The organism is Paenibacillus silviterrae (genome assembly GCF_030167925.1).
GTDB classification, from domain to species: domain Bacteria; phylum Bacillota; class Bacilli; order Paenibacillales; family NBRC-103111; genus Paenibacillus_G; species Paenibacillus_G silviterrae.
Genome location: NZ_JASKUT010000001.1, coordinates 1,357,203 through 1,370,816, shown reverse-complemented (window position 1 = coordinate 1,370,816; position 13,614 = coordinate 1,357,203). Strand labels below are relative to the sequence as shown.

Genomic DNA, 13,614 nt, shown 5'->3' with positions numbered 1-13,614 from the left:
CCACGTTGAATTGGATTCATTCGTTTAGAAGGAAAAGCAAGTCCTTGTATGTCAGGTTAGTGATTTCCTTTTTACTTGCTATATTCATGCCCTCTATATTGGTTGGCGCGATATCCTATCAAATGGTTTATGAATCCATGGACGAAGAAATCAGTAAATCCGTTAAGCAAACGATCTTACAAACCGGTAACAATATCGTCTCTCTCTTGGATCGGGCCAAGGAATTATCGGATATCGTCTATATTAATCCTGTCGTACAGCAAGTGCTTAGCGAAAAGTCTCCGGTACCTCTTCAGCAATACCAGGAACATATTTACAAGCTGCGTAATACGCTGGTTCAATTGACCAATTATCAAAAACACTTCTCCGTTAAACTGTACTACCGTGATCAAGGACAGTACCCGTTTCACTTTGGTGTTACGGAGCTGCTGAGCGATACAGTCATACAGGATAAGCCCGACTTCAAGAAACTAGATACCTCCATCAACGGTACGTTTTGGACATTGGAGAAAAATCATTCCGCCGGTGACGGCGCGGAAATTGCGTTAATCCGGGAAATCAAATCACTTGATACCGGGGAATATATCGGCCTTATGTCCGTCAGTCTGAAAGAGGATACCATTGGAGACGTACTCGATCCTATTCAAATTGGGGATACGGGATTTGTATATATTGTCGATGAAGAAAACAGAATCCTATCGCATCATAATAAAAAGCTGTTACTAACTAATTTATCGCATCAACCCTATATTACTAAAATGTTTGGAAATAAAGCAGGCAAATTTATTGAAAGAGTAGATGGACAAGAGTATATGTTTGTTTACGAGACCATTGAAAAAACAGGTTGGAAACTCATTGGTCTTGTGAAGACGAATGAGCTGAAAAGCAAAATCAATTACATCAAATGGGCAACATTGTTGGTTGGTTTGCTGTTCTTTGGGCTGGCCATAGCTTACTCTGTACTGATGTCAAACAGACTCTCCAAGAGAGTAACGAATTTAATAGCAGCCATGAAGCGCGTACAGACCGGAGATTTCGATATTCTGATCAAAATGGATAAACCGGGTGATGAAATCAATGAGCTGTACAGACAGTTCTCCGTCATGTCCTTAGAAATAAAGAAGCTTATCGAAGAGATTCAAGCTACGAATATGAAAAAAAGGGCGGCTGAGCTCAAAGCACTGCAGCATCAAATCAACCCCCATTTCTTATACAACACGCTGGATTCAATAAACTGGATGGCCGCCTCCCGCTATAAAGCAAACGATATCAGCATGATGGTTACGTCATTAGCCAATTTATTCCGCTTAAGCCTAAATAACAGTAAAGATTTCATCAGCGTAAAGAAAGAGCTGGAACAAATCCAGGCTTATACAGCCATTCAAAAAGTGCGTTTTGATAATGCCTTTACTATTCGATTTGAAGTGGATCCAAGTATCTTGTCCCAATCGATCATAAAGCTCATTCTACAGCCAGCGGTAGAAAACGCTATTATCCATGGGTTTCGGGAAATTGATTACCCCGGGGAAATTATCGTGAGAGGCTATGCGGAAGAGGGCAAGCTTGTACTTGAGGTGGTTGACAATGGCCGCGGCTGCGACACCGTTAAGCTAAATGAGCTTCTCGCGAGCGAGAGCTTGCCGCAAGAAAGCGATGGCGGTTATGGGATCAGAAATGTCAATGAGAGGATTAAGCTATATCACGGCCCTTTCTATGGTGTCCACTTCGTTAGCAGCGAGCAGCACCAGGGAACCATTGTGCGAATCCTAATGCCATTCAACCATATCGGAGGGTCCATATGATTAAGATGCTTGTTGTGGATGATGAAAGGACGATAAGAGAAGGAATCAAAAACATCGTTCCTTGGGAAGAGTATGGAATTAAGATTATTGGTACCGCCTGTGACGGTGAGCAGGCCATGAAGCTTTGCGATGAGGAATCCCCGCACATCGTGATTACGGATATTAGAATGCCTAAGAAAACCGGATTGGAATTAGCAGAATATATTCGTTCCAAAGGGGATGACGTCAAAGTAGTCATGCTCAGCGGACATGACGATTTCGCTTATGCACAACAAGCGCTCAAGCTTGGGGTTACGGATTATTTATTAAAACCGATCATGCCGGATCAATTAGTCGAAATGGCTGTGGAGCTGAAAACAACGGTTGAGCTGGAGCAAAAACACAAGGAAGAAGAATGTAGACTTCGTGAACAAGTTCGGGAGAGTCTTCCGCTGTTAAAGGAGCGTTTCTTCATTGAGCTTGTATCAGGACATTTGACCGATCCTAACGTAATTACTCAGAGAATTCGGTTTTTGGGCATGAATTGGAGTAATCAGTGTTCATATTGCACTGCAGTTTTACAACTGGACGGATTTGAAATCGACGATGAGATTACCGAAGAGAGGCGCCAGCTGCTTCAGCTTGCGGTGTTCAATCAGCTCCAAGCGACGCTGCAAAAAAGCGGTGAGGTGTTTATGGTAAACCCCTACGAATATGGCTTACTTGTTCATAGTAACGAAAGCACGGAGAAAGTAGTTACTATGATTAAAGAAATGGGGGATGAGCTACGAAATTGGGTACAGTCCGACTGGGGGTTTAACATTACATTAGGAATAGGAAGTCCATGCGGGAGTTTACATGAGGTCAAAGAGTCATTTCTGTCCGCACAAGAGGCGATCAAGTATAAAGTATTGTTAGGCTCCGGGCAAACGATATATATAAATGAGATTGAGAACACAACGACACAGATGTGGCGATACTCGGAAGCAGCAGAAAAAGAAACGGTATTTGCCGTTAAGAATGCGGATAAACGTGGGATTCGCCCGGGGATCGAGCATTTTTTTGAAAACTCCGGAAATCCCGTTGAGCCGGAATATGTTCAAGTAATAAGCATGCGGCTGTTGTCTTCCGTCTCCTTGGGACTAATGGAGATCGGTGAGAATGCTCAAAGTTATATAGGATCAGAGCCTGAGCTTTGGGACCGGATCAAGAAGCTGAAGACCGTTCCGCAGATCCAAGCTCTTATTATCGCACTATTGGAGGAAGCGGCGGAGCAGCTTATGGTCAAGCGCTCCAACAAAAGCAGCAGAGTCATTGAAATGGTAAACAACTATTTGGAAGAACACTTTACGGAGCCGTTAAGCCTGGAGAAGCTGGCGGCATTTGTATACCTGTCGCCAAGTTACATCTGCAGTTTATATAAACAGGAAACCGGCCAAAACATAAGCGATACGATAACACTTCTTCGAGTTAACAAGGCGAAGGAGCTGCTGAGCGGAGGCAATGTGAAAATATATGAGGTCGCAAACCGATTAGGATATACGGATAGCCGTTATTTTAATAAAGTGTTTAAAAAATATACGGGTATGAATCTTACGGATTACAGACAATCCGTTGAATTTGAAGGGTAAACATCCAAAACTACGACACGAAATCGAAATCCAGTGTACTTACAAACGGTTCATTTATTCTCTAAAATGAAGTCATTCGCAGGAAAGGGGGCGAAGGTTAAGTAAGAGGGAAGATACCTTGGAGTGAATAGAGAAGAGACCATATGAGTTGCAGTGAAAGAGGGATTTCGCGAATGGTAAAACAGGCCCGCATAATCAATTCAAGAAGTTTACTTTCAAAGCTCATGATAGCAAGTCTTCTCATTCCATCTGCCGCGCAAACCATACCATGGAATGAAACCGCTTACGCGTTTACTGAAACCAGAGTGCCTGCAAGCGAATATAACAGCGATAGGGTGTCAGCATTACGTAACCCTGCCTTATCGGTTCAAGCCCCTTCGGATGAAGCTGCTGCATTCGCTTTATTACGAAGTAAATTTTTCAAGAAGATAACCGGTTACGATCCGGTTGCACCCTACGATGTCAATAATCCCTATGTAAAGCAAACCATTGAAAGCATTGACAGCAGGACCAGTAAGCTGTGGTCAACCATGAACAAAACGGACTATACATGGGATGACCTCAGGGAATCAAGTTTATCAGAAACGTTCCCGCTTCGTGAAATATCAAATCGACTACGAGCAATGGCCGTAGCTTATACAACTTACGGTTCGGCTTATTACAAGAGCGGCACACTCCTTCAGCATATCGTTAATGGATTGGAATGGTTCTATACCAACCGCTTTAACGAAAACACTACGGCTTATGGAAACTGGTATGAGTGGGAGATAAGTATCCCCCTTGATCTAGAGTATACATGTATCATGTTATACGATGAACTTTCACAGGATCTCAAGAACAGATTAATGAGCGCTGCAGCGGTGCATGCTCCCGATCCTTACACAAGCCCTACCACCGGCGCAATAAGTACAGGCGCAAACCGGGTATGGAAAGCGAAAGCCGTTGCTCTGCGTGCTATTGTTACTCAAGATGCTTTAAAAATGCAGGAAGCCTCGGATTCATTGAATGATGTATTTCCCTATATTACCACCACCGTAAACACACCATTGCAAGTCAAAGACGGATTTTACGAAGACGGATCCTTTATTCAGCATGAAGGCGGTCCTTATAACGGCGGTTACGGAAGCGGATTGATTTCGGATATTTCCGAGCTACTTTGGCTGCTGTCGGGATCGATCTGGGATAATACGTCACCGCAAAAAAGCAACATTTATCAATGGGATCTTAATGCATTCGAGAATGTACTGTATAAAGGCCAATTCCTTCCCTCGGTAAGCGGAAGATTTACAGCTACCCCGGCGTTTTTGAAGCCTACCTCCGGCGGCGCATTCCTACTGGCCTTATTAACGCAAATCGAAATGGTTGATAATCCGTATAAGGACATTCATAAGAGTATTATCAAAGCTAATTTAAAACAGGGATATACGGATTTATTTTTACAAAACTCCATCTGGGTCACGACGAAATATCAAGACATATTACAGGACCCAAGCATTCCCGAGCGCCCGGAGCAAGTGGGGAATTATCAGTTTTATAATCAGGATCGCGTCGTTCATCGCAGACCGAATTGGCTGTTTGATGTGGCAATGCACTCTACACGTACGAAAAGCTATGAGTCTATACATAACGTTAATACGAAAGGCTATTATACTTCCGATGGTGCAGCGTTCTTTTTCATGAAGCCCTCCGACTATTCGTTCAATTACCAGTACACAATAGATCCCCAACGATTGCCGGGTATTACTGTAGACCGGGATCCGACGATTCCCGATGGTGCCGGAAAGCATCAATATGCGAAAAAGGATTGGGTGGGAGGTGTTTCGTTGGACGGTACGTATGGCACGGCCGGTGTCGACTATCTTATTCACCACCATCCTAACGGAAAAGACCTGTCAGCCAAAAAGTCGTGGTTTTTATTTGACGAAGAAGTAGTATCCTTAGGTGCAGGAATAAAGAGCACATCGGGTAGAACGATTGAGACGATTGTGGAGAATCGTTTCCTGAATTCCCAAGGGAACAATACTCTTACAGTAGATGGCGTTCAGAAGCAGTCTTCGATCGGCTGGTTTGAGGAGATGAAGAATGTAAAGTGGCTCCATCTGGAGGATTACGGCGGAATCGTATTCCCGCAAGCAACGAACGTGAAGGGATTGCGTGAAAAGCGCACAGGAAACCTTATCGATGTGAATCAAACGGAGTACTCCCGTGCATTTGATGATTTTACTTCGGGGCTGCAGGAAAAAGACTGGACTTGGATACGTGAGGATAAATCGCACTACCTCTATACAGGTACAACGCTTGACATTACGATACAACCCGGTACATTGGAAGGTGCTACTAACACGGCCAAAAACGTACTGGTTGCTCAAGCGCCGCCACAAGACTTCTATGCAGAAACGAAGCTTACCTTTACACCGTCCGCTTTCGGTCAAGAAGCCGGGATCATTCTCTACATGAACGACGATAACTATGTCTCGATCTCCAGAGGACTGGTTAATGGAGGCCCTGGTACCATCGTTGCTAGCGAACGCAATGGCCTTCGTCTGACAAGGACGTTCCCCGATTCCGGTGAGTCTCCGGTGTATCTGAAGATAGAGAAAACAGGAAGCCAGTATTCATTCTACTTAAGCAAAGACGGAGAAAATTGGGGATCAACATTATCGTCCGTATCAAATGATATGTCAGGCAGTGAGGCTAACGATAAGCTATTCATGGGACTGTTTGCTCAAGGCGGATATGAGGCCTCCGTACCTGAAACGGTTGCAAGCTTCGATTATTTCCGATTCTGGAGTACGGCGAGCTACTTACCGCTGTGGATCGATCACGGCGTAAACCCGCAGAATGGAACCTACAGTTACATTACCCTTCCAAATCAAACTACGGAAGAAGTGAATCAGTACAGCAGCAATCCGGATATCGAAATTATACAGAACGACACCACGATTCAGGCAGTACGTGAAAAGTCACTGGGGATTGTTGCGGCCCATTTCTGGAATGCCGGTACCGTTGATCTTATTACATCACCGCAGCCAGCAGCTATAATGACAGGTACGAAGGAAGGCTCTTTTACTGTTTCCGCATCCGACCCCACACACAAGCAGGCCTCACTGAGAGTGGAGATTAATAAACCGGGGCTGTCTGTTCTGCATAAGGATCCCACCGTTGCCGTTGTTCAAATGTCGCCGACTATCATCCTAAATATTGATACCAGCAACTCTCTTGGCAAAACGCATAAAATTACGTTTTCAACAGATGATACTGCACCGGCACCCATTGAAGTTACCATACCGCAAACGAAAGACTTTTTTGACGATGCAACATTGAACGGCACGTGGAGTTGGGTTCGCGAGGACAGCACCAACTGGAATCTTGCAGAACGTCCGGGGCATCTCCGTATGAAGACCACCAACGGCGATATTTGGTTTGCGAATAGTAATCAAAAAAACATTTTACTTCAAGCCATACCGTACACAAATTATGAAATGGAGACAAAGCTTGACTTTCATCCGACTAAGAACAATCAATCTGCCGGATTAATCGTTTACCAAGACGATGATCATTACCTCAAAGTGAGCAGATCCTACACCAATGGTAATATTTACAGCTTCACCAAAGAGATTGCCGGGAAAGGCACCAACCAAACGATAGCGGATCCCATACCGGTAACACTTAGTGTTTACACAACGCCGGTAACGTCCAGCGTCTATGCAAACCAAACAACCTCGGACTCCATGTCCGTTACAGCCAGCGTTTATTTGAAATTAAGTAAAGAGGGAACGACGTACTCAGCATATTATAGTACGGATCGTATAAACTGGACGATCATTGGAAGCCCCTATAAGGATGTCACTTTGACGGCAGCGAAGGCCGGATTGCATGCTATGCACAGCAGCACTGCACCGAGCATTCCTGCGGATTTCGACTACTTTGTGGCGAAGCCTTTTGCAGCTCATGGCAATGATACGTTTAACGCGCCTACACTTGGAGATCAATGGAAATGGGTTCGAGAGGACAGCAATGCTTGGAGCCTTACATCTTCGCCGGGATCACTAAGAATCGCTACCCAAAGCGGTGACATATGGTTTGCCGGAAATACCCAAAAAAATATTCTTGTACAGCAGCCGCAGAGCAATGATTTTGAGATTACGACAAAGCTAACGTTTAATCCAACGCAAAACAACCAAGCGGCGGGACTTATTGTTTACGGCGATGATGATAATTATCTTAATTTAAGCCGTTCTTTCAGTGGAGGTAAAGGGTTTGTATTCATCAAGGAAATTGCGGGTCAAGGCTCCAAACAAACGGCAGTTGACACCATGGGGGATTACGTTTATTTCCGGTTGACGAAATCGGATAACACATATACCGCTTATTATAGCGGCGATGGGCTCAATTGGGTTCAAGTGGGTACTCCTTACAAAAACGTGAGCATCGGTAACCCGAAGGTAGGGCTTCATGCAATGCATAGTGGATCGGCGCCGGGTATGAACGCCGACTTTGATTATGTTACTTTATCATCATTTCACAAAGAAAATGGATCAACCTCATTTGCCGGTACTTCAGTGGATCCGAATTGGTCATGGGTAAGAGAAGATTCGTCCATGTGGAGCTTATCGGCCAAGCCGGACAGCATGCGAATTACAGCCCAAGATGGGAATTTGTGGGCAGCTACCAATAATCAAAAAAATATTTTGCTTCAACAACCACAAACCGACAGCAACTTTGAAGTAGAGACAAAGCTTTCGTTTGATGCCAGAGGTGATGAACAAGCTGCAGGGTTGATTGTGTACACTGACGATCAAAATTATGTCAAGCTGGATAGGTACTATTCGGAATCCGGGGATGTTGCTGAAACTTTTAACTCTTCAACATTAGACACCAGTTGGTCGTGGGTTCGACAAGATGCTGCCAAGTGGAGTTTAACGGCAAATTCCGGAAAAATGAGGATAACTACGCAGTCCGGTGACATTTGGTACGCGGGTAATACACAGAAAAATATATTACTGCGGACACCTCCGTTTACGGATTTCGACATAACAACCAGACTGACATTTACCCCAACGCAGAATAATCAAGCAGCCGGACTCATTATTTATCAAGACGATGACAACTACATTAAGCTGAACCGGTCCTATAGCAATGGAAAGTTCTTGGTGTTCTCGAAAGAAATAGCCGGAGCCGCTTCGAAGCAAACGGTTGAAGATTCGGTTATGAGCGATACCATTTCACTTCGGCTTACCAAATTGGGGACAACAATAACGGCTTTCTACAGCGTTGATGGGATTGAATGGACCCAAGTAGGAACCGCCTTTACAGATGTGGTGCTAGTCAATAGTAAGGTTGGTCTCAATGCAATGCACAGCTCCTCAGCACTCAGCATAAATGCTGACTTCGATTCTTTCGACATTACCAGGAAATACGCCAAGTCTTTCGCCTTGATTACTGAAGTAAAGGGAGTTGCGTCGATCCAGTCGTTCGGTGATCCCGTAACTGGGCCTGTGTATTTAAAATTAGCGAAGGCCGGAAACGAGTACTCTGCTTTTTACAGCAGTGACGGCCGTACCTGGCATGTTCTTGGTATAGCTAAGGGCATTGCCATTCCGAATCCCAAAATCGGCATTCAAGCTAGGCATGGTAACGTTATACAACCGATGCTGCAGGCTGACTTCGATTACGTTAAGGTAAAATACTAGACAACGATGATCGTTCTGATCAAATAGGACTCTAAAAGTGGTTGATAGAGGGGAGGAAAATAATTCCTCCCTATTTCATATTTGTTAGAAAAAGCTTAACGCAACATCAGTTTGCTCAGTAAACACCAATATCGGGGGAATTTATTGTGTTTTATTGTGTAAAATGCCAGACTATACATCGTGTGCGAGAGAGTCGAGAGGGTCAAGAAGTAATATTTTCAACCGGGTTCTTTTTTGTTGAAAGTACGAAAATATCGGCAGGTATATGCAATGGAGCAGAGCCGGTTGACGCCCTGGACAACAAATATTGTTGAGCATCATTCTCATAACAACTCACGCCCCCTTCAAATTTTGGCGAATAAGGACATAGAAACAGTTTCATTACCGTGAACGTTTTTTATGATATACTGAAATAGACTATACATCGTTTGACTTGAATGGCAGAACGGGGGATAACGGGTGGGGAAGAAGCTCTTTTTGTCGGTGCTGTCGATTGCCGCATTGGCTGGATTGGCGGGCTGCTTTGACAATGGACAGCCAGAAGCCGACTCTTCGAATGAGCGATCCGTGAAGGTAATGTTCGCCGAAAGCGCTTACCAGAAGGTACGGCTGGTTACGCCGATCAGCGAAGAGATCCGAAAGCAGACCCAGATCCGACTCGTTTACGAGGCCATACCGGCCAGCAACTATAATGAGAAAAAAAAGACGCTGCTGGCTACGCGCAATTTGCCGGATATTATCCAAATTGACAAGCAGGATATCAACGATTTTGCCTCAACCGGAGTGCTTTTGCCCTTAACGAATTACATGAAAACCGGAATGACGCCTAATTTTAGCGCTTTATGGAATAAATACCCCGAATTGAAATCGCTGACGTTAGACGGAGAGCTTTACGGCTTTCCGGCGATAGCCCGCAATGAAGCGAAGAACGGTTTCGGTCCGGTGATCCGCGTCGACTTGCTGGAGAAGCACGGATTGCGGGTACCGCGCACATTCGATGAGTTGCTTACGACTTTATCAGCGCTTAAACAGTTTTACCCTGATTCGGTCCCGTGGTCAATTCGGAAAGGAACGAATCACCTGCTCGAGACATCCGCTTACATGCTGGGAAGCGGGTACGGCATTTATTACGATCAAGACCAGGACGGCGGGCGTTATGTATTCGGTCCGGCTTCACCACAGTTCAAGCGGGTGCTCTCTTATCTCCGCCGAGCATATGAGCTTGGCGTGCTCGATCCCGATTATGCCGTAACTACGCAACAGCAATGGAGTGAGAAGCTGGTCGCCGGACAATCATTCTTTTTCCTCGACAATAGCGGCTTTGGACTGAATTATACACGAAGCGTGCGTCGAACGAACCCGGAGGCATCGTTTCAGCTCATACCGGTACCGGTATATATGCCGGGAAAGTCGAGAGCATTCTATTATCCGACGATTTCCGGGAAAGTATTTGCTGTCAGCGCCAAGACGAAGGACGCGGATACCGTCGTTAAGCTGCTGGACTGGATGTATTCGGAGGAAACGTCCAATCTGATGAACTTCGGTCTGGAGGGCGTTCATTATACGAAGAACGAGAAGGGAGAGCCCGTTTACTCCGATTCGTACGCGAAGTCGTTCAAGGATGCTTCCCCGACCCCTTACTATGCGCTCTACTCGGATTTGGGCTGCTGCCAGCTCGGGTTTACGCCGCTGTACTCCAATACGATGTCGCAATTTCAAATCGAGAAGCTGACCGGCAACTGGGACGAATTGAACGAAGAATATTGGCGGCTCGTTTCGAAAGACCCGGCATACCGTGAGCTCAGGCTCGACCCTCCGCTCACGATGCAGGAGGCACAACGTGTCAAGGAGCTGAACAGATTGTTGAACGACAAGCTGGAGCAGGAGTTCGACAAATACATAATGGGCGTCAAGCCGATTGACGAGTACGACGGCGTCATCGCACAAGCTATGGAGCTGGGAGCCGCGGAGCTGGAGCAAATCTATAATCAAGCGTTAAAGCGGTTTCAGCAAAACGGGTAAATCAACATGTCGACCGGAGGGGCAGGAGTTATGAGGTTTACCAACAATTGGTTGATTCGAAGCAAGGACCAGCGGCTGTTTCTGAAAATCTTCTCCTACTTCCTGTCTTTGCTGATCCCGATCGTTGTCGTCGGCCTTGCTACTTATTTATATTCCGTCGATATTATGAAACGGGATTTTAACGAGCGGATTAGGACGAATTTGCAAAATGCGGCAAACACGATCGACGTTAATCTTGAGGCTGCACAGGAAACGAGCCTCAATTTCTTTAACGACGATATGGTGCGAATGCTGCTAATGCCGAAGGAGCAGCAAAGCCTCGAGGTACGCTCGGAGATATGGCGGCTGCCGAAAATCATTCAGCGAAACGAAAATATCGTAAGCGATTTTACAGACCGGCTGTTTGTCTATATCGACAATAAAGACATTTACGTAAGCGGCGGCGTGAACCGGTTCGATTCGTTTTTCGGCAATATGTACAAATACGGTAAGTATGATGCCGAGTTTTGGACGAAGAGACTATCTTCAACGGATTACATAGAGTTGCTGCCGGTTTCAAGTGTCAGCCAGGAAGGCATACACGACAAGCAGGTGGTGCCTATCGTCTTTATGAACCGGATCAACAACCGGACGGCGATCATGGTGCTGAACATTGCCGTAGAGGCGCTTGCCCGGACTTTGAAGGGAAGCACCGTTTTCGATTCAACCGGCTTCCTGATTACAGATGCGAACGGCGAGACGCTATACGATACGAATCGTTTTATGACCGAACCGAAGGTGACGGAGCTCCTGGCAAGTCATCCGTTTAGCGAGTCCGGGGGTGGCCAAGTCGAATTTCAAGGCGGCAAGTACGAAATATCTCACGCGCAATCCGGCTTGTTCGGCTGGCACTATTACTCGTTTACCCCGTCCGGCGAATTTAATCGGCATACGTTTAGTATATTGTCGATGACCCTAATATTGTGTATTGTTCTCGTCGTGATGGGGGTTGTCTTCTCTCTTATTTTCAGCTTACGGATTTACAATCCGATTCGCAACATCCGCAATATTATTACGGATCAGAGCGAGCTGCTGAGGCACGACGATCACCCGGCGGAGAAAAACGAATTTGAACAGATTCAGCAAGGTATTCGACGTTTGACCGACCACCACCTCAAATATAAGCTGAAATACGACAAGCATACGAACGAATATGTGGAATCGTCGTTTCTGTTTCTGCTCAAGGGGCATACGCTGAATCAGGAGGAAATCTTGCGGGACACGCTGGCGACGGAATTCGGCTTCAGCCGTTCCGGCTATGTCTGCTGCGCCGTTCACTTTGATTTAAAGGAAGCGTTCTATCAGCATATTCAGGACACCGACCGGCTGTATGTGATGAACGGGGTCAAAAAGATTTTGTGGACGCTGCTTGGCGCCAAGGTCCCCTCGTATGTACTGGAATACCGTCAAAACCTGTTCGTCGGCATTGTTAACATTGAGCATCCGAACGAGGCGGAACAGCTGCACGGGGCTTTTCGCCAAATGCTGGATATTTTCCGCTACGATATTCACATGTATTACGACATTACCATTGGCATCGGATCGTTCTATACCGGAATTAACGAAATCGGCTCCTCCTATAACGAGGCGATGACGGCTATCGGTAAGAGGAACGGCGAAGAGCGGTTCCAGGTAGTTGACTCGAACGAGCTGCAAATCGAGAACCGGTTCGTGTATTCCTTTTTTGACGAGCAAAAAATCTTGAATCATCTGAAGCTGGGCGATCAAGCGGGAGTTGAGTCGATCGTCAAGGAGATCGTAGACTCGAATGTGAGCCGAAGTATCTCCTACGAATATCTGTTGCTGCTATTTAAGGAGCTGTATATGACCGGGGTTCGTTTTCTGGTGGAGCGGGGTATCGACGTAAACCAGCTGGACTCGGGAGAGACGCGGGAGACGTTGACCGATGCGCACCGCGGCGATTCGTTTATCGGGGCCAGTCAGCTGCAGGAGGCGCTGCACAGCTTTTACCGGAGTATTGTGGAGGCCACGAAACCGGAAAGCGGGTTGAAATCCGGCAATCTCGTTTCGCTGATCGAGAAGTATATTCAGGAAAATTACACGAAAGATTTGGGTCTGGAGCAAATATCCGGCGAAATGGGAGTATCGGTCAAATACGTATCACGTGTGTTTAAGGAAAAGACAGGCACGAACCTGACTGATTACATTACCCAGGTCAGGCTGGAGAAGGCGAAGGAGCTGCTGATCCAAACCGATATGCGTGTCAACGACATCGCCGAGCAGACAGGCATTCCGAGCCGGACGACCTTTCTGCGTGTATTCAAGAAGGCGGAGGGCGTCGCTCCGAACGAATACCGGACCATTCATCGCCAGCAGCCGTAATGCGCCTGCTCAATCCGAACTGCATACTTATCGTTTAACCGCCTCGCGGCATGATCCGCGGGGCGGTTATTTGCGTTCACAGCCGCGCCGCACAAGGGCTGGAGA

5 protein-coding genes are annotated in these 13,614 nt (G+C 46.2%); all 5 read left to right on the top strand.

Annotated features, from left to right (window positions below; translation table 11 throughout):
- Positions 1 to 86 precede the first annotated feature (86 nt).
- The 5 genes from QMO62_RS05905 (at position 87) to QMO62_RS05885 (ending at position 13,509) form a co-directional block, all read left to right on the top strand.
- The gene (locus QMO62_RS05905; protein WP_284639343.1) at positions 87 to 1,802 is read left to right on the top strand and encodes a sensor histidine kinase; all 1,716 of its coding nucleotides are present in this window, start codon (positions 87 to 89) and stop codon (positions 1,800 to 1,802) included.
- Positions 1,799 to 3,412, top strand: a complete 1,614-nt coding sequence (locus QMO62_RS05900; RefSeq protein WP_284639341.1) for a response regulator — start codon at positions 1,799 to 1,801, stop codon at positions 3,410 to 3,412. The genes QMO62_RS05905 and QMO62_RS05900 overlap by 4 nt, the downstream gene beginning before the upstream one ends.
- A 173-nt stretch (positions 3,413 to 3,585) precedes the next feature.
- Entirely contained in the window at positions 3,586 to 9,105 is a 5,520-nt protein-coding gene (locus tag QMO62_RS05895) for a beta-xylosidase family glycoside hydrolase (RefSeq protein WP_284639339.1), read from the top strand.
- Positions 9,106 to 9,564: 459 nt separating this feature from the next.
- Positions 9,565 to 11,127: an extracellular solute-binding protein gene (locus QMO62_RS05890; protein ID WP_284639337.1), complete on the top strand. Its 1,563-nt coding sequence runs from the start codon at positions 9,565 to 9,567 to the stop codon at positions 11,125 to 11,127.
- 30 nt (positions 11,128 to 11,157) lie between these two features.
- Complete coding sequence (locus tag QMO62_RS05885; RefSeq protein WP_284639334.1) at positions 11,158 to 13,509, top strand: helix-turn-helix domain-containing protein; 2,352 nt, start codon at positions 11,158 to 11,160, stop codon at positions 13,507 to 13,509.
- The last annotated feature ends 105 nt before the right edge of the window (positions 13,510 to 13,614 follow it).

Excerpts from the sequence above, each read along its gene's own strand:
- QMO62_RS05895 (WP_284639339.1), top strand. The coding sequence starts at position 3,586 with ATGGTAAAACAGGCCCGCATAATCAATTCAAGAAGTTTACTTTCAAAG.
- QMO62_RS05900 (WP_284639341.1), top strand. The coding sequence starts at position 1,799 with ATGATTAAGATGCTTGTTGTGGATGATGAAAGGACGATAAGAGAAGGA.
- QMO62_RS05905 (WP_284639343.1), top strand. The coding sequence starts at position 87 with ATGCCCTCTATATTGGTTGGCGCGATATCCTATCAAATGGTTTATGAA.
- QMO62_RS05885 (WP_284639334.1), top strand. The coding sequence starts at position 11,158 with ATGAGGTTTACCAACAATTGGTTGATTCGAAGCAAGGACCAGCGGCTG.